We start from the raw sequence: 21,284 nt of genomic DNA on the forward strand, positions 1-21,284 counted from the left end.
GAAAATTTGGGGCTGCTTTGCAGCCCTATCGCGACACAAGGCCGCTCCTACAAGGATTCGCGCCAGCTGGTCAGTTGGTATCAGCGCCCGTGCTTCTGCCGCAACGGCACCAACAGATCACCCAACCCGTTGTGGTCGATCTCATGCATCAACGCCAGTAACCCACCCAGCTCCCCCGCCGGAAAGCCCTTGCGCGCAAACCACGCCAGGTAGTCCCCCGGCAGGTCGGCAATGATCCGTCCCTGATACTTGCCAAACGGCATGGTCCGGGTCACCAGCAGTTCGAGGGTTTCCGGCTTCATCTTCGATGCACCTGGCTGTGGAAAAGCGCCGACCATACTGCAATCTGCACGAGGGCCCAAGCGGCAATCATGCAGAACGCCCTCATCAACCTTCATCTTTAATTGCATAAGTTATTGAAAATAATAGATTTATTTTTTGATTAAGGCTTGGCACGAACACTGCTCCCTTACAGATGACTATCACCTGCCAAGGAGTTCGTACCATGAGCAACCCCAACAAAGACGTGATCGATGTGCTCAACGACCTGATCGAGTACAGCAAGGATGGCGAGAAAGGCTTCAAGACCTCGGCCGATGATGTGAAGAACCCAGAGTTGAAAGCGTTCTTCGTCCAGCGTGCCGGCGAGTGCGCCAATGCCGCAGGCGAACTGCAAAGCGAAGTGCGCCGTCTGGGCGGCGACCCGGAAACTTCCACCAGCATCAGCGGCGACCTGCACCGGGGCTGGGTCAACCTGAAGTCGATGGTCACCGGCAAGGATGAAGAAGCGGTGCTCAACGAGGTGGAGCGGGGCGAGGATCACGCGCTTAAAGCTTACAAGGAAGCCCGCGAAAAGCTGGTGAAACTGGGCCGCACCGCCAGTGACATGACCTACAGCCTGGTGGAAAAACAGCTGCAAGGCGTGCAGCGCAACCATGACCAGGTCAAGGCCCTGCGCAACGCTGCCCGCGCCCGTTCTTAAGCCTCAGGCCCCTCTACCCGGTTGCGGCCCATGGCCTTGGCCCGGTAGAGCGCTTCGTCCGCAGCGCCCAGCACCCTGGCCAGGTCGTGCTGGGTGCCCGACAGGCCGATACCGATGCTCACCGTTACCGCGTGGGCATCATCGGCAAACGGCGCTAGCGCCTCGACGCTGGCGCGTATCCGTTCGGCCAGTAGTCGGGCGCCGGCCAGGTCGGTTTCCGGCAGCACCACCTGAAACTCCTCCCCACCATAACGCGCAGCCAGGTCGGCCGGGCGGCGGATGCACGCCTCGATGGACTTGGCCACTTCACGCAGGGCATGGTCGCCACCGGCATGGCCATGGCGCTGGTTGAATGCCTTGAAATGGTCCACATCCACCATCAGCACGGCCAGCGGCTTGCGGTTGCGTTGTGCGCGCGCCCATTCCTGGCGCAGCACCTGGTCCAGGCGGCGACGGTTGGCCAGGCCCGTCAGGCTGTCGGTGGCAGCCAGGGTAGCCAGGCCTTGCTCGGCTTCCTGGCGGCGGCGCAGTTCGCGGCCCAGCAGCAGGGTCAGCCAGAGAATGCCCACGCAGAGCACGCCGGTCGCGACGCTGACCAGGATCGCGGTACGTCGCCACGACTGGAACACCTCGTCTGTCGGGTGAACCACCAGTACGATCAGCGGCAACTGCGCGACACGGGCAAAGGTGTAGATGCGTGAGCTGCCGTCGCTCCCGGAGCGTGCGGTGAAGTTGCCACTCTGTTCGCTGAGAATACGCTTGAAGTTGGGCCGTTCGGCATAGTTGGTGCCGATCAGTGGGTCTTGCGTGCGCGAGGGCTGGCGGGCGAGCAACTGCCCGTCGGTATTGAACAGGTTGATGCTGCTGTCGTCGCCGATGTCCAGGCGCTGGAACAGCTCGCTGAAGTACGACAGGCGCAGTGCCCCTGCCGCCAGCCCGGCGAACTCGCCATTGGGGCCAGAGATACGCCGGCTGAAACTGATACACCAGTCCAGGTCGCCCAGTTTGGCCTTGAACGGCGGGCCCACCAGCAAACCGAGGTTGGCGTTGTTCTGATGCGCCTTGAACACCCCGGTATCGCCGAAGTTGGCCTTGCGCGGCACGCTGCTGGTGGAGTCACCCACTACGTTGCCTTGTTTGTCCAGCCACAGCACATCACCGCGTTTGCGGTCGACGAAGGCTTCATTGAAAAGCAGGCGCTGGCGTAGCGGGCCAGGGATTTCCGGCAGTTCCTTGCGTCCGACAGCCCAGATCAGGCCCTGCAGGGACTGATCGTAGAGTTCGGCGTTGCGCAGGATGTCGCTTTCGATCAACTGAACGATGTTGTTGGACGAGCGAATGGCCGACAGCTCGACGCTATCGCGTTCCCGCGCCAGCAGGTAGCTGACGATGGCGACGATGGCGAGCACGGCAAGGCAACTGCCCAGATTGAGGGTCAGCTCGGGGTGCGACCTGAGGAATGCGAAACGCGGTAATCGGGTGGGCATGCTCGCTACTGCGTGGGCAGGGCCATTCGCGGCGGCGACATTCTAGGGAAGCGCGGATTGTCGGACAAGATTTGTCCGACGGAATCACGCAATGCAGTATTTCGGAGTTACGCCAGACCCTGGACTGCCCCCAAGAAGTTGGACACCAATCCAATTTCTTGGGGTGTCCACATGAGCAAGTATTCAGACCAATTCAAGCTTACTGCCGTTCAGGCTTACTTGGAGAGTGGTGAAGGCTTCCGAACAGTAGCCCGCCGATTTTCCGTGGATTTCAGCCTGCTGCGGCGCTGGGTCTCAAGCTTCCAGAAACATGGACAGTTCAGTCTGCGCAAAATAGGCCAGCGGTACAGTGCGACCTACAAGTGCTCAGTCCTTGAGTACATGCACAAGCATCAGCTTTCCTTGCGTCAGACCGCCGCCCATTTCGGTCTCGGCCAGTCCTCGCAGGTAGGCATTTGGGCGCGGCAACACTACAGTGGTGACCCTGCACTGCCTGCTCCCAAGAAAAGAAAACCTGCTGCCATGCCGAAAAAGCCTTATCCCATCAAACCTACGACTTCCGATGACACAGAGAAAAGCCGCGACCAGTTGCTGGCCGAGCTTGAGTGGCTGCGCATGGAGAACGCCTACCTAAAAAAGCTGGAAGAACTGAAGAAGCAGGAACGAAGGCAGCCCAAAAAGCCCTGATCGTCTCGGCGCTCAAGGACCGGTTTCCCTTGGCCGCCGTTCTACAGTTGGCGGATCTGCCACGCAGTACGTTTTATTACCAGCTTCAAGCGCAGGCCAAACCTGACAAGCATGCTGCTCTGAAGCAGATGATTCAGCGTGTCTATCACGAGGAAAAAGGGCTATACGGTTACCGGCGCGTTGCAATCGTGATCCGCAATGGCGGCACCTTGGTTAACAAGAAGGTGGTGGAGCGTTTGATGGTCGAGCTTGATCTTCGCTCACTAGTACGGCCAAAAAAGTACCGGTCGTACAAGGGGGTTGTCGGCACCATCGCGCCCAACCTGCTGGAGCGAAACTTCCTCGCGCAGCGCCCGAATCAGAAGTGGGTGACCGATGTTACCGAGTTCAAAGTGGCTCAGGAAAAGATCTATCTCTCCCCTGTGATGGACTTGTACAACGCCGAAATCGTGGCCTACGAAGTGGCCAGCAGGCCGTGCCTTGGGCTGGTTACCAACATGCTGGACAAGGCCTTCGAGCGCCTGGGAAACAAGCCGAAACTGGTGCTTCACTCAGATCAAGGCTGGCACTACCAACACTCGCAGTACCGCCACAAGCTGGCAGAGCAAGGGCTGAAGCAGAGCATGTCACGCAAAGGAAACTGCCTGGATAATGCGGCTATGGAGAGCTTTTTTGGTACGCTTAAGTCCGAGTTTTTCTACCCGAAGCGCTTCGAGAGCGTTGAAGAACTGAAAGCTGGTCTGGATGAGTACATCCACTACTACAACCATGACCGCATCAAGCTAAAGCTCAATGGCATGAGCCCTGTGAAATACAGGACCCATGCTGCGGCTGCTAGCTGAAACTGTCCAACTTTTCGGGGGCAGTCCACCCTGTGGGAGCGGGTTCACCCGCGAACACCGGCGAAGCCGGTGCCCAACACTGCGGTGCCTTCTTCGCGGGTAAATCCGCTCCCACAGGGGTTATGTGTGAAGCTTAAAAAACGGGATCAGAACACGTTCAGTGGGTAATCCACGATCACTCGCACTTCATCGTTGTCGCTGTTGCTGTCGATCGACGCATAACCCTGGCTACCACGGTGGGTGGCATAGCGCACCAATACCGACAGGTCTTTCAGGTCACCCTCCTGGAACACGTATTTCACGTCCAGGTCACGTTCCCAGTGCATGGCGTTCTTGCCATCTTCACGGTAGTAGTCGTAGTGCGTGGTGTCCTGCACCGCCTTGGTCAGGTCGGCTTCACCGCGTGAGTACGACAGCGAGGTGGTCAGGCCAGGTACGCCGACGCCGGCGAAGTCATAGTTGTACTGCAGCTTCCACGAGCGCTCGTTCGGCGCGTTGAAGTCCGAGTACATGCGCGAGTTGTCCAGGTACACGCTGTCGCCCAGGTTGATGTAGTCGAACGGCGTGTTGCCGTTGACTCGCTGGTAGGCGGCGGTGACGCTGTGGAACCCGGCGTTGACGGTGAAGTGAACGCTGTAGGTGTTGTTGTCGATCTTGCCCAGCAGGGCCTGGCCGGTGTCCTGGGTGTGGTAGAAGTGCACGCCCGGGTTCAGGCTGACCAGGTCGTTGACCACGTAGGTGTAGTCGAAGTCAGCGTAGTACTGGTTCCAGATGTCCTTCAGCTCGGCGGCGTACAGGTTGGCGGTGATGTTTTCGGTACCGCTCCACGACGCGCCGGCCCAGTTCAGGTGCTTGCTCTTGTCGTGTTCGTTCAGCGCGCCGTAGTAGGTGTCGATACGGCGGTGGCCGCTCTGGTTGTACGGGTGGGTGAAGCTCACCTGGCCGCCTTCGAGCAGCAGGCCGTCGATGCTGGTGTTGGTCAGGCTTACACCACGGAACGTCTGCGGCAGCATGCGGGTTTCGCCGCCAGCGATCACCGGGTTGGTGAGGAACAGGTCACCGGCTTTCAGCTCGGTGTCGAAGGCCTTCAGCTTGACCGCAGCGCCAGCCGTGGAGAACGAGTGCGGGGCAGCGCCCAGCTCGCCGTCGTCCTTGATGTGCTCGGGCAGGATGCTGGTGCCGGCATGGCCGCCACCGCCGTCGAGCTTGAGGCCCAGCATGGCATGGGCGTCCAGGCCAAAGCCGACCACTCCCGGGGTGTAGCCCGACTCGAAGCGCGCAACCGCGCCCTGGCCCCACTCGCGGGTGTCGCGCACGCCGGCGTTGTGGTTGTCGCGGTTGAAGTAGGCATTACGGAAATGCAGGTTGAAGGACGACCCTTCGATGAAGCCATCAGCCTTGTCTTCATCTGCCTGGGCGGCGAAAGGGATCGTTGCAGTCAACGCAATGAACAGCGGGGTAAAACGAAACGCGGAAGGCACCGGTACTAGCTCCTTTGGTGTGACGGTGGGGCAGTTTTTATTTTTGAATGTGCGTCTTTCTTATAAGTAGACGTTACAGCCGGGCTGAGCGTTAAAGCTGTCTAGTCCTGAAATAGGTTTACACCTGTTCAGGTAGGCCGATAGGCCTCAAAACGCCCGATGCACCGCATCGGGCGTTTTGTTTTTCAGGGCCATGTGGGGCCGCTCTGTGTTGTAGATTTGCACTGCCTCATCAACCATCTTCCTTGCCTGCTCCAGGTTTTCAGGGTTACTCAGCAGCAGTTCTGTTTTGAGGATTCCGTTAATGCGTTCGGCTAACGCGTTCTGGTAGCAGTCATATCCATCAGTCATCGAGCATTGGACTCCGTGCCGCGCATGCAGTGACTGGTACAGCGCCGAGCAATATTGGATGCCGCGGTCCGAGTGATGGACCAGTGGCTGGCGATGCCGCCGCTTGCGCAGAGCCTGTCTGAAGGCTTGCGCAACTGACTCGGCGTGCAGGCTTTCGTGTACGTGGTGACCAACAATTTTTCTGGAGTACGCATCCGTTACCAGGCTTAGGTACAACGGGCCGCTACTAGCTGGCAGGTAGGTAATGTCCGCGACCCAAACGTGCTCCGGCCCTGACGGGATAACCTGATTCGGGCCCGGTTTGAGTAGGTTCGGATGGCGGTAGAAGTGATGAAAGCTTTGTGTTGTCTTGTGATACGCCCGCTTGGGTAGCACCAGCAAGCGGCGCTCTCCCAAAACCTGAAATAGTCGGTCTCGACCAACCTGGACTCGCCTATCAGGCTGGCAATGCAGCAGATAGTGCAGCTTCCGTGTGCCTAGCCGTGGCTGACGCATCCGGATTTGTTGAACAACCTCGACAACCCGATCTGCCTGGCGATCTTTGCCATCAGCAGCTCGATTGCGCTTGTAGTAAGCCTGCCGGCTAATGCCTAGAAACTGACAAGCCCTGGCAATGCTCAGTCCTGCGACTTGACCTTGCGAGAGGACTTGCCGGATCGCTTTTTTACGACTGATACACCGTAGTCATTTTTCAGGACATCAACGACGGTCTCGAAGAACTGAGCCTTCTGGCTCATCAGCTCAAGCTGCTGCTCAAGCTCTTTGATCCGCTGCTCTGGAGTGAGCGTTTTAGGGTCGGACATCGCGCAGCTCCTCTCGGCCCGGATCGACGCCCCTTGGCTCCAATCCTGCCGACCATGCTTACGCAACCATACCAGAACCGTCGAGCGACCCTGGATGCCATACCGCACCTGAGCCTGCTTGTAGGTCAGCTCGCCTTTTTCGATCTGATCAACGACGGCCAATTTAAAAGACAGCGAGTAATCTCGCTGTGTGCGCTTTACACCTTGCTCCATCTAGCTCTCCGGAAAATCGGGATGAGAGGTGTAAACCTTATTCAGGACGGGACAAGCACATAAAAAAAGCCGCTGATCGGCAGCGGCTTTAAAAGGCTAACATATCGGCACCGGTGGTGCCCATGGCGTAGCCAAGGGAAATCGGGAGCAGCAACAGCGCTTGATCAGCTGTCGGCATTGGCATCGACAGAAACTTTGGAAGCTGTCTGTTTTGCGTCTTTGGCGGCGTCAGACTTGTTTGCAGCTACAGCGTCGCGGGCCTCTTGGTGGACGGCGGCGAGCGCTGCATTACGGGTGACGAAAGCGCTGGATTCTTCGGCCATGGCCAGGGGCGACAACAACAGGGAAGACAGGACGAAGACGCTGGCAATACCCATACTGTTGGACATTTGAAACTACCTTCTTGCGGTGCAAGTGCTAATGAGGACGGGGGTAAAGTTAGTCCTTTCAATGCACTGGAAACAGACCTGAGTGCGATAAGCACTGTTGCGCAAAAGGTAACGATCCCTGAGAAAGCAATAGTACTTTCGGCGCAAACCCGCGCGCTAGACGCGGTCCTTGTAGGAGCGGCCTTGTGTCGCGATGGGCTGCGCAGCAGCCCCGGCTATTTATGCCATTGCACAGAATTTGGGGCCGCTGCGCGCCCCATCGCGACGCAAGGCCGCTCCTACAGGGACCGCGTAGCCCTGAGGATCGGCAACTGGATACCGAAGGTATTGACCCCAGCCCCGCTGCGCACGAACACCTCCCCCCCATGCATCAGCGCAATCGCCTTGACGATGGCCAGTCCCAACCCATGGTTACCCCCTCCGCTGTTGCTGCGCGCCGCATCCACCCGGTAGAAGCGCTCGAACAGCAACGGCAGGTGCTCATCGTCAATCGCCGGCCCCGGGTTGCTCACAGCGATGCTGACCTGGTCCGGCCCGGCATCGATCTGCACCTGGATCACCTGGTGTGGCGCCGTATGTTGCACGGCGTTGTTCAGCAGGTTGATCAACGCTCGGCGCAGTTGGGCTTTTTCGATGGGGGCGTGGGCATCGCCGCTTACGCTCACGCTGACCTGCGCGTCTTCGAGGATGTAGTCCAGGTAGTCGAGCGTGGTCGCCACTTCCTCTGCCAGCGAGGCCTGGGTCAGGGCAGTGGCCTTGCTGCCCTGGTCGGCACTGGCCAGAAACAGCATGTCGTTGATGATGCTGCGCAGGCGTTCCAGCTCTTCCAGGTTGGATTGCAGCACTTCGAAATAATGCTCGGCGCTGCGGCCTCGGGTGAGTGCTACCTGGGTCTGGCCGATCAGGTTGGTGAGCGGGGAGCGCAGTTCATGGGCAACGTCAGCGTTGAAGGCTTCCAGCCGCGAGTAGGCCTGGCTCACGCGGTCGAGCGCAGCGTTGAAGGCGCCGGCAAACTGCGCCAGTTCCGGGGCCAGCGCGTGGGTCTTCAAGCGCCCGTCCAGGCGTGGCGGGGCCAGGGCCTGGGCCTCGTTGGACAACGCCAGCAACGGGCGCAGGCCAATGCGCGCCACCCAGTAGCCCAGCACTGAGGCCAGCAGTACGCCAAGCACTGCCAGCCCGACAATCGCCACCAGCAGGCTGTGCTGCGCCTGCCAGAAGGTTTCGGTGTCGATGCCGATCAGAAAGCGTAGCGGTGGCCGCTCGCCCAGCGCTGGCAGTTCGCTGACCAGCACCTTGTAAGGGTAGGGGCGGTCGGGCAGACGCAGGTCACGCATACCCTGCAGGCCTTCGGCGAAGGCCCGTACCAGCTCGCTGGGGTGGCCGTACTCGTAGGCCGGGTCGCTGCTGACCACCCAGAAGCGGATGCGTTTGTCTTCTTCGCTCAGCAGGTTGAGCTTGTTGTTGATCTTGGCCCAGTGATCGGGCGTACCGAAGCGGTTGAGGGTGGATTCGAGCACGCTGAAGCGTGCGTCCAGTTCGGCTTGCGGCAGCAAGTCCAGGCTGTGGTCGACCTGGCGGTAAAGTGCCGAGCCGATCAACACGAACACGCCCAGTGCTACCAGGATGAACAGCGCCGACAGACGCAGGGCGATGGAATTACCCCGCACGGTTTTCCAGGACATAGCCCATGCCTCGGATGGTGTGCAGCAGCTTGTTGTCGAAAGGCCCGTCCAGCTTGGCGCGCAGACGCTTGATCGCCACTTCCACAACGTTGGCATCGCTGTCGAAGTTGATGTCCCAGACCAGCTCGGCAATCGCCGTCTTCGACAGGATTTCACCCTGCCGCCGGGCCAGTACGCTCAGCAGCGAGAACTCCTTGGCCGTCAGGTCCAGGCGCTGGCCGGCGCGGGTGGCCTTGCGCGCCATCAGGTCGATCCACAGGTCTGCCACCTGCACCTGGAGCGGTTCGTGGCTGCTGCTACGGCGGGTAAGGGCCTGAAGACGGGCGACCAGTTCAAGAAACGAGAACGGCTTGCCCAGATAGTCGTCGGCACCCTCACGCAGGCCGTGGATGCGGTCTTCGACCCGCTCGCGGGCGGTCAGCATGATCACCGGCGTCTGTTTGCGCGCGCGCAAGGCGCGCAGCACGCCATAGCCGTCCAGGCCGGGTAGCATCACATCCAGCACGATCACCGCGTAATCGCCCTCCAGGGCCAGGTGCAGGCCGTCGATGCCGTCCCGCGCCAGGTCCACGGTAAAGCCCTGTTCGCTCAGGCCACGATGCAGGTAGTCGGCGGTTTTTTCTTCGTCTTCGATGATCAGCACACGCATGGTCTTGTCCTAACTGGCACTTGGCGCTGCCGCGCGGGCAGCCTGGCGGCGGTGGAACAGGCGCTCCAGGGCCAAGTATATGACCGGGGTGGTGAACAGCGTCAGGGCCTGGCTCACCAGCAGGCCGCCGACCACTGCAATGCCCAGTGGCTGACGCAACTCGGCGCCGGTGCCAAAGCCGAACATCAGCGGCACCGCGCCGAGCAAGGCTGCCAGGGTGGTCATGATGATCGGCCGGAAGCGCGTCAGGCACGCTTGATGAATCGCCTGCTCCGGCGTCAGGCCCTGATGACGTTGGGCTTCCAGGGCAAAGTCGATCAGCAGGATGCCGTTTTTCTTGACGATGCCGATCAGCAGCACCACGCCGATCAGCCCCATGATGCTGAAGTCCTGGCCCATGGCCCACAGCAATATCAACGCACCCAGGCCGGCCGAGGGCAGGGTGGAAATGATGGTCAGCGGGTGGACGAAGCTTTCGTACAGCACGCCGAGGATGATGTACACCGCCACCAGCGCGGCCAGGATCAACCACGGTTGGCTCGAAAGCGAACTCTGGAACGCCTGGGCCGCACCCTGGAAGTTGCCGCTGATGGAGTCGGGCATGCCCAGCTCGCGCTGGGTGCGGTCGAGGATGCTCACCGCATCGCCCAGGGCCACGCCGGGGGCCAGGTTGAACGACAGGTTGGCCGCCGGGAACAGGCCATCGTGGCTGATCGACAACGGCCCGGTGCTGGGCGGTGCCACGTGGGCGACTGCCGACAGTGGGACCATTTCGTTGCTCAACGGCGAGCGCAGGTAGAAGTAGTTGAGGCTCTCGGCCTTGCCACGTTGTTGCGCATCCAGTTCAAGGATCACCTTGTACTGGTTGGTGTCGGTCTGGAATTCGCTGATCTGCCGCTGGCCGAAGGCGTCGTACAGGGCCTGGTCGACATCGGTGGTGGTCAGGCCGAAGCGCGCGGCGGCCTGGCGGTCGATGTCGATGCGGGTGACGCTGGCGCCCAGCTGCAGGTCGTTGGACAGGTCGCGGAACGCCGGGTTTTCCCGCAGCCGGTCGGTCAGGCGCTGGGTCCACAGGTTCAGGGCCTCGCCGTCGTTGCTCTTGAGCACGTACTGATATTGGGTGCGGGACGGGCCTGAGCTGAGGTTGATGTCCTGGCCGGCGCGCATGTACAGGACAATGCCCGGTACCTGGGCCAGCTTGGGCCGCAGTCGGTCGATCAGTTCGCTGGCCGACACATCGCGCTCACCTCGCGGCTTGAGGGCTATCCAGAAACGGCCGTTGGCGATGGTCTGGTTGCTGCCGGTAACGCCCACCGAGTGGGAAAACGCGCGCACGGCCGGGTCTGCCCCGATGATCTTGGCCAGCGCCTGGTGCTTCTCGATCATCGACGGGTACGAGACATCCGCCGCTGCTTCGCTGGTGCCCAGAATGAAACCGGTGTCCTGCAACGGGAAGAAGCCCTTGGGGATGGCCACGTAACCGGCCACTGCCAACGCCAGGGTCACGCCGAACACACCCAGGGTCAGGCGCTGGTGCGCGAGGGCGCGGTTCAGGCCCTTTTCGTACCACTTGACCAGGCGTTCGCCAAAGCCGCCCTTGTGTTCACCGGGCGGGCGACGCATGAACAGTGCGCACAGGGTTGGCGCCAGGGTCAGCGAAACCACCACCGAAATCAGGATGGTGGCCGTGGCGGTCAGGGCAAACTCTTTGAACAGCCGCCCGACCACACCGCCCATGAACAGCAGCGGGATGAATGCGGCAATCAGCGAGAAACTGATCGACACCACGGTAAAGCCGATTTCCCCGGCACCCTTGAGCGCCGCCGTGCGGCTGTCGTCGCCGGCCTCCAGGTGGCGGTGGATGTTCTCCACCACCACGATGGCATCGTCGACCACGAAGCCCACGGAGATGACGATGGCCACCAGGGTGAGGTTGTTCAGGCTGAAACCGAGGATGTACATCAACGCGCAGCTTGCGATCAGCGACACGCCCAGCACGCTGGATACCACCATGGTCGCCGACCACTGGCGCAGGAACAGTGCCATTACCCCGATCACCAGGGCCACGGCGATCATCAAGGTCAGCTCCACTTCGTGCAGCGAGGCGCGGATGGTCTGGGTGCGGTCCTGCAGCACCGACACTTCGACCGAGGCTGGCAGCATCTCTTGCAGCCGGGGCAGGGCGGCCAGCACCCGGTCTACGGTATCGACGATGTTGGCCCCGGGCTGGCGGAAGATCACCAGGTTCAGCCCCGGCTGGTCGCCGGACCAGGCCTTGACGTAGGCGTTTTCGGCACCGTTGATCACCTTGGCCACGTCCTTGAGGTGCACCGGGGCGCCATCGCGGTACGAGACGATCAGTTGCGCGTAGTCCTCGGGGTGGAACAGCTGGTCGTTGGCGGCGATGGTCGACACACTGTGCTCGCCGTACAGCGCGCCCTTGGCCAGGTTCAGGCTGGTCTGCTGGATGGCCTGACGCAGGTCGGCCAGGGTCAGGCCGATGGCGGCCAGCTTCTCGGGCTGCGCCTGCACGCGGATTGCCGGGCGCAGCTGGCCGGTGATGTTGATCAGGCCCACCCCGTCGATCTGGCTCAGCTGGCGGGCCAGCAGGGTTTCGGTGTAGTCGCTGAGGTCGTTGCCGGGCATCTGGTCAGAGCTGACCGTCAGCACCAGCACCGGGCTGTCGGCCGGGTTGACCTTGCGCCAGGTTGGCGGGTTGGGCAGGTCTTGCGGCAGGCGCGCAGTGGCGGTGTTGATCGCCGCCTGCACTTCCTGGGCGGCGGTGTCGATGTTCTTGTCGAGGGTGAACTGCAGGATCAGGGTGGTCGAGCCCAGCGCGCTGCTGCTGGTCATCTGGGTCATGCCGGGGATGGCGCTGAACTGCACCTCCAGCGGCGTGGCCACCGACGAGGCCATGGTTTCCGGGCTGGCACCGGGCAGCTGGGCAGTCACCTGGATGGTCGGGAAGTCCGCCTCCGGCAACGGCGCCACCGGCAAGCGTGGGAAGGCGATTGCCCCCAGCAGCACCAGGGCGAAGGTCAGCAGCAGGGTGGCGATGGGGTGGTCGATGCACCAGGCAGAAACACCGTTGCGCGTGTTCATGGCTGGCTCCGGCGGTCGGCCATTTCCGACGGCGCGGGAGCATCAGGCGTGACCTCGACCCGCGCGCCCGGCTTGAGCCTTGACTGGCCATCGAGCACCAGGCGCTCGCCCGGCTTGACCCCGGCAATGGTGTTCAGCCCGCTGTCCTGGTACAGCACCTTCACCGGCACGCTGGTGACCTTGTCGCCGTCCAGGCGGTAGACGAAGTGCCCGTCGACGCCGCGCTGCACCACCGGTGGCGGCACCACCAGGGCGTTTTCTTCCACGGCGGTGCGCAGGCGAATGGTGACCAGCTGGCCCGGCCACAGGTGGCCGTCCTTGTTGTCGAACTCGGCCTTTACCCGCACGGTACCGGTGGTGCCGGAAATCTGGTTGTCGATCAGTGCCAGGTGCCCTTCGCCGAGCAGGCTGCGGTCGCCGTCGGCGTCCATGTAGGCCTGCACCAGCGCCGGAGTGGGAGCCTTGAGCAGGCTTTGCAGGGTTGGCAGCATCTGCTGCGGCAGGGCGAATTCGACGGCGATGGGGTCGATCTGGGTGACGCTGAACAGGCCTTGGGTGTCGCTGGTGCGTACCAGGTTGCCTGGGTCGACATTGCGGATGCCGACGCGCCCGGTAACCGGTGAACGGATCTGCGTGTAGGAAAGCTGCACTTCAGCGTTGGCGATGGCGGCCTGGTTGCCCTTGACGGTGGCCTGCAACTGGTTGACCAGCGCCTGTTGCTGGTCGAGGGTTTGCTTGGATACGCCGTCATCGCTGCTGAGCAGGCGGTAGCGCTTGAGGTCGACGCCAGCCACCTGGATCTGTGCCTGGCTTTGGCCGAGCTGGGCGCGGGCCTGGTCGAGGCTGGCGCGGATGCTGCGGTCGTCGAGGGTGGCGAGCAGGTCGCCTTCCTTGACCCACTGGCCTTCCTTGACCAGCACCTGGGTGAGTACCCCCTCGACTTGTGGCCGTACCTCGACGCTGTGCAGCGACTGAACTGTCCCGATGGCGCTGGCGTAGCGCGGCACGTCTTGCTGGGCGACGCTGACCACACGCACGGGGATGGCCGCCTGCGCACGGGCAGCGGGTGCAGGCTGGCGCTGGCTATACCAGCTGCCCGCTACCACCAGGACAAGAAGCGCCAGGGCGGCGAGGATGACAGAGCGGGACGGACGTCGCATCGGTGCGGGCACCTTGGCCAGAAGGGAGGGAAGGGCGGTCTGTATACAGCTTATAGCCCCCGAACCGGGTCGGCAGCGTGACCGCTGGCTGACAGCGCTGTCAGTTTCGCTCACGGCAGAATGCGATCCCGTGTAGGAGCGGCCTTGTGTCGCGATCGGGCCGCGAAACGGCCCCGGTAATCTATGTGGTAACGCTGAAATCCTGGGGCTGCTTCGCAGCCCGATCGCGACACAAGGCCGCTCCTACAAGGGGACCGCGTAGGTTTTGTCTAGAAACCAATGAAGGCGTAATACACCGGAGTTTCGCTGGTAGTGCGCAAACCAAGCCCCTGCAAGCTCGTGACCAGCGCCTCATCCTGCACATGCAAGGTCCACTGCCCCCCGTCATCCCCCTGCACCTGCGCCAGCGCAGTGGCAAACGCCCCCATGTCCGGCAGGTAAGCTGTAAAACCATTCCCCTTGAGGGCACTGGTGGTCATGCCCAGCGCCTGGCACACCGCCACCTTGGCAGCAATGTCATCCCGGTCGGCCTGCCGCGAGGCTTGCACTAGCGCCTCCAGTTCGGCGTCGACCAGTTGCGTACCGTGGATCAGTTCCGGCCCCTGCTGCCAGGCTTCTGGCGGGCAGTCCTTGTTGTCCGGGCGCAGCGGGATGTGTGGGTTGATCTCCACCGGGTAGATGCGACAGACCAGCGGGCGCTGGTCGTAGATCGTGCAAAGGTCGTTGTCGTCGAGGTTGCGGCAGCGACCGGGGTTGAAGGCGGCAAAGGTTACTGACACGCGTGCTTCGCCGTTACCGCAGTGCACGGGATGGGAGCGGCGCATGACATGCTCGCGCTGTTCAGCCGGCATGCCGGGGCCGTCGGTGATGAACGCCTCGATCAGCACCACTATCTGGCCGGCATCGTCCGCCCAGCGTCGTGCTTCATCAAGCGTCAACGGTACATGGTGGCCCGTGCAGCACTTGCCGCAACCGGTACAGCCAAATCGCAAGCTGTCGGTCACTTGGCCTCCGGGCTCCACTCGCTGACAAAGGCACGCTGGTGCTGGCGATCGTACAGGCACAACTCGGTGCCGGTGCGCTGCTGCATGTGCTTCTGTGGGTAGACGCCTTCGATCAGCAGGGCGCTCATGCCCACCTGGTCATCGAATTCGGCGGGCTTACCGCGGGCATGAGCATCCTTGAACTGGCTGGCGGCCAGGCAGGCCTTGAGCATCTGTTGGCGCTGCTCGTTCCAGGCCTGGCTGCTGGAGGCCTGTGCGATACCGCTGAAAAGGGCGCAGCTGATCAGGATGGAGCTGAAGAACTTCATACGCGGTTCCGGCAGTTTTTTCACGAGGGGCGCGAATTATGCCCGACTCACCCCCGGCGGCAAGCCGGGGAAGTTGTCGCTGAATATATCAGCGCTCGGTGAACACCACGGTACGTGCAGCCACCACCAGACAATCGGTCAGCTCCGGTGAGGAGAACTTGGTGAGGATGGCGTTGGCCCCTGCCTGGGTTGCCTTTTCGCTGCTCATGGCGCTGTCCAGCGAGGTGTGCAGCAGCACGTAAAGGTGCTGGAAATCGGGGGTTTCGCGCAGGGTGCGGGTGAAGGCGTAGCCGTCCATTTCGCTCATTTCGATGTCGGAGACGATGATGTTGATCTCCTGCGGCGTACCCTGCAGTTCCAGCAACACGTTAATGGCGTCTTTGGCGCTGCGCGCAGTGTGGCATTCGATGCCCAGGTTACGCAGGGTGTGCACCGACTGCTGCAGGGCTACCTGGCTGTCGTCCACCACCAGGATATTGGCGGCGGCCAGCAGGCTGGCGTCTTCTTCGCTCAAGGTGCCATGGGGCGGTTCGGCCACTGGTGGGGCGATGGCATGGATGACTTTTTCGATGTCCAGCACCTGTACCAGGGTGTTGTCCACCCGGGTCACACCGGTAATGAACGAGCGGTTGCCCGAACCAAAGGGGGGCGGTTTGATGTCGGTGCTCAGGCAATGCACGATGCGGCTGACCGCCTGCACATGCAGGCCTTGGCGCGACCGGCTGATCTCGGTGACGATCAGGCAGCCGCCGTCCGGGTCGGCAAGAGGCCGCTCGCCAATGGCGCGGGACAGGTCGATGACCGACAGCGAGTGGCCGCGCAGGGTCGCCACGCCTTTTACGTGGGGGTGCGCCTCGGGCAGCTTGGTCAGCGGCGGGCAGGGGATGATTTCGCTGACCTTGAGCAGGTTGATTGCCATCAGCTTGCCGCTGCGCAGGGTGAACAGCAGCAGGGACAGCGAGTCCGCGCGGGCATTTTGCGTGGCCATGGTGACCTTCGGTGGGGAACAGGGGATAACCTGTTATCGGCCCTTTGGTGGATGGCTTTAGGGGGTGATGGAAGTTGATGGGTTCGCCTTGGTTTTTTTGTTGCCGATACGACCGAGCGCCGCCCGCGCGGCGCATCGCGAGCAAGCTCGCTCCTACATTTGTTTCGGGCCAATCATTCCTGCAAGAGGTGCGCGCGATCGCCTTGTTCGTACCCTTCGATATCGAGCCATGCGCCAAGGCGGTTGCATACGGCGGCACAGGAAAACTGGCCCGAAACAAATGTAGGAGCGAGCTTGCTCGCGATGCGCCGCGCGGGCGGCGCTCGATCTCATAGGCGCTGCAAGCCTTCAGGCATGCACTACCGTTCCCTCAGCGCCTCCCTGGCCCGGTTCAGTGGCTTGATCAGGTAATCCAGAATGGTCTTCTCTCCGGTGCGGATATCCACCGTGGCAATCATCCCCGGCACGATCGCAAAGTGCTTGCCGGCCTTGTTCTGCAAGCTGTCCTGCTCGGTACGGATGAACACCCGGTAGTAGTAGATCTCGGGCTTCACTTCATCCTGCAAGGTGTCTGGCGAAATGCCCACCACCTTGCCATCCAGCCCGCCGTACACCGAATAGTCATAAGCACTGATCTTGACCTTGGCTGCCTGGTCCGGGTGAATGAAGGCAATGTCACGCGGGGCAATGCGGGTTTCGATCAGCAGGCGTTCGTCCATCGGCACGATCTTCATCACCTGGCCCCCGGGCTGCACCACGCCACCCAGGGTGTTGACCTCGATGTCCTTGACGATGCCGCGCACCGGCGAACGCAAGGTCAGGCGGGTAAGCGAGTCGCTGCGCCCGCGCACCACTTCCGACAGGCTGTCGGCCTCGGCGCTGGCCTTGGCCAGTTCTTCCCGGGCGCGCACCAGGTAATCGGAGCGGGCTTCGTTTGCCTTGAGTTCCAGCTCCGAGCGCTGGCGGTTCAGGCGGATCACCTCGACCCGGCTGGAGGCGCCCATCTTGGCCAGGTTTTCGGTGATCTTCAGTTCGCTGCGCACCAGTTGCAGTGAGTCCTGGATGCCCGCCAGGGTTTGCTCCAGGCCGCGACGGCGGGTCTGGTACAGCGCGGTTTCGGCGTCGATCAGCTCGGGCGAGTCGCGCAGGCTGTCGGGGAAGGTCAGCGGCTTGCCGGTCACCTCCGCCTGCAGGCGGGCCTGGCTGGCCTTGGCGGCGCGGTACTTGGCTTCACTTTCGCCAACGCTGGAGGCGGTTTTGGTCGGGTCCAGCTGGGCCAGCACCTGGCCGCGCTCGACCAGGTCGCCTTCGGCCACGCTCATCTGCGCCACGATGCCGCCCTCGAACGACTGGATCACCTGCTCCCGCGAGCTGGGGATCACCTTGCCGGTGCCGGTGGACACCTCGGTCACCTCGAACCAGGCGGCCCAGGCCAGGAACGCGGCCAGCATCAATGCACAAATCGTGATGATACGTCCGGCGCGGAACACCGCCTGGTCGTCCTGCCCGTCCAGGTAGGAGGCCGGGAGTTCATGGTTGCTCATGCCTGGGCTCCTTGCAGTTTGGCCAGCGCGGCATCGCGCGTGTCGTCGATGACTATGCGCCCGCCGTCGAGGACGAGGATGCGGTCGACCCGTTGCAGCACGCTCAGGCGGTGCGTGGCGATCACCAGGGTGCGGCCTTGGCAGAAGCGTTCAAGGTTATCCAGCAGCTTGCGCTCGGTCATGTCGTCCAGCGACGCAGTGGGCTCGTCCAGCAGCAGCACTTGCGGCTGGCGTACCAGCAGGCGCGATAGCACCAGGGCCTGGCGCTGGCCGCCAGACAGGCCTAGGCCACCTTCCAGGATCAGGTGGTCCATGCCCTTGGGCAGGCGGCGCACGAAGTCCAGTGCCCCCGTGGCGGCGAGTGCGGCCACCAGTTCCTGGTCGCTGGCCTGGCCGGCGCCCAGAGTGAGGTTTTCCCGCAGGGTGCCGTGGAACAGCCGGGCGTATTGCGGCAGCAGGCCGACGTCACGGCGCAGGTCGGCAGGGTCGAGGTGGGCCATCGCGATACCGTCCAGGCTGACCTCGCCTTGCACCAGGTCCATGGCCCCGCCCAGGGCTTGCAGCAGGGTCGATTTGCCGGCGCCATTGCGCCCGAGCACGGCGATGCGCTCGCCCGGTTGAATGTCCAGTTGGCCGATATTCAGTACCGGCGGCGATTCTTCGCTGTAGCGGAAGTTGGCCTGGCGCAGGCGGTACTCGCCACGAATGGCTGGCAAGTGTACGCGGGCTTCACCTTCGGGGTGGTCGACCGGTGACTGCATCAGCTTGTCCAGCCCTTGCAGGGCCACCTTGGCCTGCTGCCAGCGGGTCAGTACATGGGTCAGTTGTGCCAGCGGTGCCATCATCCGCGACGACAGCATCGACGCCGCCACCAGGCTACCGGTGGTGAGGTCGCCGGCGATCACCATGGGCGCGCCGATCACGATGACCACGGCAAACACGGCGCCCTGTACGTTCTGCGTCCAGGTCACCAGGCCATTGGTGAGGGTGCGCAGGCGCAGGTTGGTGTGGGCACAGGCCGCGTTGTACTGGTTCCATTGCCGCTCGAAGCGCGCTTCGGCTTGCAGTGCCTTGATTTCGTCCAGGCCCTGGATGCTTTCCACCAGCATGGCGTTGCGCAGCGCCGATTCGCGCATGGAGGCGTTGGCCAGCCGCGCCAGGCGCCGCTGTGCTAGCACCCCGGGCACGACCATGGCCAGCAGTGCGACCAGCGGGATGAACACCAGCACGCCGCCGATCAGCCAGAACACCAGCAGGAACAGCAGGAAGAACGGCAGGTCCGCCAATACCGTGGCCGTGCTGGAGGTGATGAGGTCGCGGATCGATTCCAGCTCGCGCAGTTGCGAGATGAACGACCCGGTGGACTTCGGCCGCACCGAGTTGCGCAGGCGCAACGCATGCCCGTAGACCAGGTCGCTCACCCGCAGGTCGGCGCGCTTGCCGAGCAGGTCGGTTACCTTTAGCCGCAGCAGGCGCATGCTGAAGTCGAACACCAGCGCCAGCACCACGCCGCCAAACAGCACGTACAGGGTGGGCAGCGATTCGGCCGGAATTACCCGGTCATACACCTGCATCGAGAACAGCACCCCGGCAAGGGCCAGCACGTTAGCCACCAGCGAGGCGACCATCACTTGCCCATACGGGCGCAGGTCCCGCAGCACGATGCGGGCGAACCAGTGGCGGTCGTAGGGCGCGGTGTAGTCGTCGGTGCGCACGTCGCGCAGCGGCCGCGCCGGGCGCAGCAGGGCGACACGGTTGATGCGGCCTTTGAGGCTGTCACGCGGCAGGCGTGAGGTCAGGCCTTGGTCGCCGGCAAACACCACCGCCAGGTCGTCCTCTTCAGTGACTGACTCGACCACGGCCAACTGGCCGTCATCCAGCTCCAGCACCAACGGGGTGCGCCATTGCCGCAGGCCTTTGGCATCAAAGCGCACGAAGCGCAGGGCCAGGCCAGCCTGGCGCGCCATGTGGCGGAGGATTTCGTCCAGCGGGCGGGCGTCCTCGACGGCGGCCAGGCGGATGCGTTGTGGCGACACGTCCAGGCGGTAGTGATGCGCTACTTGCAGCATCACCTCCAGCCATGGCCCAAGGTCTGGCCGGTGAGCCGCTTCGGGCGCAGCAGCGGGCGCCTGGTTGGGCAGGGTTACATTGATGGAATCGGTCATGGCTGGATTTCCACCCCTTGCAGATTGCGCCCCTCAAGGCCAAAGGCCGTGCGCAGGGCGCCGGTGTTGTACAGGCAGTCGACATCCAGGCGCAGCAGGTCGGAGCGGGTGCCGGCGAGTTCGAAGCGTGACTGGTAGATCTCCTGCTCGGCGTTGAGCAGGTCGAGCAGGGGCCGCGTGCCCAGGTCCAGGTACTGTCGGCCGTACAGCATGCGCGCTTCCTGGATGCTGACCTGGCGCGCCTCCAGCGACGTCAGCCGCCGGCCCAGCCCGGAGGTTTGCGCCATGGCCTCGGCCAGGCCGCGACGGGCCTGCAGGCGTGCCGCATCCTCGGCGGAGTCGGCGGCGGTCAGCGCATGGCCGGCAGCGCGGGTGCGGGCGCTGATGGCGCCGCCCTGGTAGATGGGCACTTCGACGTTCAGGTAGATACCGGCCTGGGTGCGGTCCAGGCGTGCGTTGTCGCGGTTGTAGTCGTCGTCCAGGTAGTGGTTGACCTGGGGTTGTAAAGACAGGGTCGGGTAGGCTTCGGCCTTGGCCTGGGCCAGTTCGGCCTGGCCTTGGGCGCGCTGGGCCAGGGCCATCAGCACGGCGGGCAGGCGGTCATCGCCCTGCGAGGGCCGTTTGCAGGCCTGGTTCAGCTCGGGCGGTGCTTGCTCGGTCAGCGCTGGCGGGGTAACGCGCCCCATCAGCGCCGCCAGGGTGGAACGCCAGCGTTCATACTGCGACTGGTATTCCTCCAGCGTGGCGCGGGCGCTTTCCACGCGGGACTCGGCTTGCACCACGTCGGAGCGGGTGCTGGCGCCCATGTCGCTGCGTTGACGGGCCATCCTGGCAATGTCGCCGACTCCGCGAATCTGGTCGCGGGCGATGGTCATCAGTTGTTCGTAGCGGCGGGTTTCGATCCAGGCGTAGGCCGTGTCGCGGGCCAGCTCGTCGACCACCAGCAGGATGTTGGCCTGGGCACGGGCGGCGGCGGCCTGGGCCGCGCTGACGGCACTGTCGACCTTGCCGAAGTCGTAGAGCATTTGCTTGAGCGACAGGTTCAGTGCCTGGCTGTTGCGGTCACCGCCGTAACCGGTGTCATAACCGGTGCGGATACCGCCGGAAATCTGCGGGTAATACCCCGCACGGGCGACGTTGATGCCTTCACCCTGCTTGTACAGGTTGCCGATGGCCTCGGCGATGCTGGGGTGCCATTGCGCGGCTTGCAGCACCGCGTCGGTCAGCCCCAGGCGCTCGCCACTGGCCACTGGGGCCATGCCGATAGCGGGGCGGGCGGGCACCGCTTCGGGCGCATCGCGTAACAGCGATGGCCCGATCTGGCGCAGTTGTGGGTCGATGTCGTCGGCTGCCTGGGCGGCCGGGTGGAAGTTCAGCACCAGGAGCCCGAAGGCGCCCAGCAACAGCGGTGACAGCGGACTGCTTCGCTTCACATAGTTCCCTTACT

General features: G+C 63.0%; 17 protein-coding genes. 2 read left to right on the forward strand and 15 right to left on the reverse strand.

Annotated elements, in window-relative coordinates; translation table 11 throughout:
* Positions 1 to 80: 80 nt before the first annotated feature.
* Positions 81 to 302 (reverse strand): DUF3820 family protein, encoded by a 222-nt coding sequence (locus QQ992_RS04370; RefSeq protein WP_015268980.1) that lies wholly within the window; start codon positions 300 to 302, stop codon positions 81 to 83.
* Between the two features lie 203 nt (positions 303 to 505).
* On the opposite strand from QQ992_RS04370, the gene QQ992_RS04375 reads away from it, so the two are divergent.
* Positions 506 to 982, forward strand: a complete 477-nt coding sequence (locus tag QQ992_RS04375; protein WP_019099750.1) for a ferritin-like domain-containing protein — start codon at positions 506 to 508, stop codon at positions 980 to 982.
* On the opposite strand, the gene QQ992_RS04380 is transcribed toward QQ992_RS04375, so the two are convergent.
* A complete protein-coding gene (locus QQ992_RS04380) occupies positions 979 to 2,469 on the reverse strand; it encodes a sensor domain-containing diguanylate cyclase (RefSeq protein ID WP_286112350.1) in 1,491 nt (496 codons plus the stop codon). The two genes, QQ992_RS04375 and QQ992_RS04380, sit on opposite strands and share 4 nt — an antisense overlap.
* A 171-nt stretch (positions 2,470 to 2,640) precedes the next feature.
* Here QQ992_RS04380 and QQ992_RS04385 point away from each other — a divergent pair.
* Positions 2,641 to 3,998 (forward strand): IS3 family transposase gene (locus tag QQ992_RS04385; RefSeq protein ID WP_286110417.1). Its coding sequence is split into 2 segments (ribosomal slippage): positions 2,641 to 3,109 and positions 3,109 to 3,998, totalling 1,359 coding nucleotides; the frame shifts between segments, so codons are not numbered across the junction.
* Positions 3,999 to 4,144: 146 nt separating this feature from the next.
* Here the strand turns inward: QQ992_RS04385 and QQ992_RS04390 are convergent.
* The 13 genes from QQ992_RS04390 to QQ992_RS04450 form a co-directional block, all read right to left on the reverse strand.
* Positions 4,145 to 5,479 (reverse strand): OprD family porin, encoded by a 1,335-nt coding sequence (locus tag QQ992_RS04390; protein ID WP_286112351.1) that lies wholly within the window; start codon positions 5,477 to 5,479, stop codon positions 4,145 to 4,147.
* 147 nt (positions 5,480 to 5,626) lie between these two features.
* A protein-coding gene (locus QQ992_RS04395) for an IS3 family transposase (RefSeq protein WP_286110958.1) occupies positions 5,627 to 6,846 on the reverse strand; the annotation gives its coding sequence in 2 pieces (ribosomal slippage) (positions 5,627 to 6,498 and positions 6,498 to 6,846; 1,221 coding nt in all).
* A gap of 164 nt (positions 6,847 to 7,010) precedes the next feature.
* Positions 7,011 to 7,235 carry a hypothetical protein gene (locus QQ992_RS04400; RefSeq protein ID WP_019099753.1) on the reverse strand — a complete coding sequence of 75 codons (225 nt, stop codon included), beginning with the start codon at positions 7,233 to 7,235 and terminating at the stop codon, positions 7,011 to 7,013.
* A gap of 278 nt (positions 7,236 to 7,513) precedes the next feature.
* Positions 7,514 to 8,917 (reverse strand): heavy metal sensor histidine kinase, encoded by a 1,404-nt coding sequence (locus tag QQ992_RS04405; protein WP_286112352.1) that lies wholly within the window; start codon positions 8,915 to 8,917, stop codon positions 7,514 to 7,516.
* On the reverse strand, positions 8,892 to 9,566 hold the full coding sequence (locus tag QQ992_RS04410; protein ID WP_012270545.1) for a heavy metal response regulator transcription factor: 675 nt from the start codon (positions 9,564 to 9,566) through the stop codon (positions 8,892 to 8,894). Before QQ992_RS04410 ends, QQ992_RS04405 begins: the two co-directional genes overlap by 26 nt.
* 9 nt (positions 9,567 to 9,575) lie before the next feature.
* Positions 9,576 to 12,668 (reverse strand): multidrug efflux RND transporter permease subunit, encoded by a 3,093-nt coding sequence (locus QQ992_RS04415; protein ID WP_286112353.1) that lies wholly within the window; start codon positions 12,666 to 12,668, stop codon positions 9,576 to 9,578.
* Positions 12,665 to 13,828, reverse strand: a complete 1,164-nt coding sequence (locus tag QQ992_RS04420) for an efflux RND transporter periplasmic adaptor subunit (protein ID WP_286112355.1) — start codon at positions 13,826 to 13,828, stop codon at positions 12,665 to 12,667. The genes QQ992_RS04415 and QQ992_RS04420 overlap by 4 nt, the downstream gene beginning before the upstream one ends.
* A gap of 269 nt (positions 13,829 to 14,097) precedes the next feature.
* Positions 14,098 to 14,832 carry a YkgJ family cysteine cluster protein gene (locus tag QQ992_RS04425; protein ID WP_286112356.1) on the reverse strand — a complete coding sequence of 245 codons (735 nt, stop codon included), beginning with the start codon at positions 14,830 to 14,832 and terminating at the stop codon, positions 14,098 to 14,100.
* Positions 14,829 to 15,140, reverse strand: coding sequence for a hypothetical protein (locus QQ992_RS04430; RefSeq protein WP_105945672.1), 312 nt, complete (start codon positions 15,138 to 15,140; stop codon positions 14,829 to 14,831). Before QQ992_RS04430 ends, QQ992_RS04425 begins: the two co-directional genes overlap by 4 nt.
* A gap of 88 nt (positions 15,141 to 15,228) precedes the next feature.
* Positions 15,229 to 16,128: a chemotaxis protein gene (locus tag QQ992_RS04435; RefSeq protein ID WP_105945673.1), complete on the reverse strand. Its 900-nt coding sequence runs from the start codon at positions 16,126 to 16,128 to the stop codon at positions 15,229 to 15,231.
* 359 nt (positions 16,129 to 16,487) lie between these two features.
* Positions 16,488 to 17,672 (reverse strand): HlyD family type I secretion periplasmic adaptor subunit, encoded by a 1,185-nt coding sequence (locus tag QQ992_RS04440; protein ID WP_286112357.1) that lies wholly within the window; start codon positions 17,670 to 17,672, stop codon positions 16,488 to 16,490.
* On the reverse strand, positions 17,669 to 19,837 hold the full coding sequence (locus QQ992_RS04445; RefSeq protein ID WP_104833402.1) for a type I secretion system permease/ATPase: 2,169 nt from the start codon (positions 19,835 to 19,837) through the stop codon (positions 17,669 to 17,671). The genes QQ992_RS04440 and QQ992_RS04445 overlap by 4 nt, the downstream gene beginning before the upstream one ends.
* Positions 19,834 to 21,270 carry a TolC family outer membrane protein gene (locus QQ992_RS04450; protein ID WP_286112359.1) on the reverse strand — a complete coding sequence of 479 codons (1,437 nt, stop codon included), beginning with the start codon at positions 21,268 to 21,270 and terminating at the stop codon, positions 19,834 to 19,836. Before QQ992_RS04450 ends, QQ992_RS04445 begins: the two co-directional genes overlap by 4 nt.
* Positions 21,271 to 21,284 lie beyond the last annotated feature (14 nt).

This window comes from Pseudomonas kurunegalensis (assembly GCF_030291635.1).
Taxonomy (GTDB): domain Bacteria; phylum Pseudomonadota; class Gammaproteobacteria; order Pseudomonadales; family Pseudomonadaceae; genus Aquipseudomonas; species Aquipseudomonas monteilii.

Bases quoted from the DNA above. Each gene is read 5' to 3' on its own strand.
- QQ992_RS04370 (WP_015268980.1), bottom strand. From the start codon at position 302: ATGAAGCCGGAAACCCTCGAACTGCTGGTGACCCGGACCATGCCGTTT.
- QQ992_RS04420 (WP_286112355.1), bottom strand. From the start codon at position 13,828: ATGCGACGTCCGTCCCGCTCTGTCATCCTCGCCGCCCTGGCGCTTCTT.
- QQ992_RS04380 (WP_286112350.1), bottom strand. From the start codon at position 2,469: ATGCCCACCCGATTACCGCGTTTCGCATTCCTCAGGTCGCACCCCGAG.
- QQ992_RS04400 (WP_019099753.1), bottom strand. From the start codon at position 7,235: ATGTCCAACAGTATGGGTATTGCCAGCGTCTTCGTCCTGTCTTCCCTG.
- QQ992_RS04430 (WP_105945672.1), bottom strand. From the start codon at position 15,140: ATGAAGTTCTTCAGCTCCATCCTGATCAGCTGCGCCCTTTTCAGCGGT.
- QQ992_RS04405 (WP_286112352.1), bottom strand. From the start codon at position 8,917: ATGTCCTGGAAAACCGTGCGGGGTAATTCCATCGCCCTGCGTCTGTCG.
- QQ992_RS04435 (WP_105945673.1), bottom strand. From the start codon at position 16,128: ATGGCCACGCAAAATGCCCGCGCGGACTCGCTGTCCCTGCTGCTGTTC.
- QQ992_RS04440 (WP_286112357.1), bottom strand. From the start codon at position 17,672: ATGAGCAACCATGAACTCCCGGCCTCCTACCTGGACGGGCAGGACGAC.
- QQ992_RS04415 (WP_286112353.1), bottom strand. From the start codon at position 12,668: ATGAACACGCGCAACGGTGTTTCTGCCTGGTGCATCGACCACCCCATC.
- QQ992_RS04410 (WP_012270545.1), bottom strand. From the start codon at position 9,566: ATGCGTGTGCTGATCATCGAAGACGAAGAAAAAACCGCCGACTACCTG.
- QQ992_RS04375 (WP_019099750.1), top strand. From the start codon at position 506: ATGAGCAACCCCAACAAAGACGTGATCGATGTGCTCAACGACCTGATC.
- QQ992_RS04445 (WP_104833402.1), bottom strand. From the start codon at position 19,837: ATGACCGATTCCATCAATGTAACCCTGCCCAACCAGGCGCCCGCTGCT.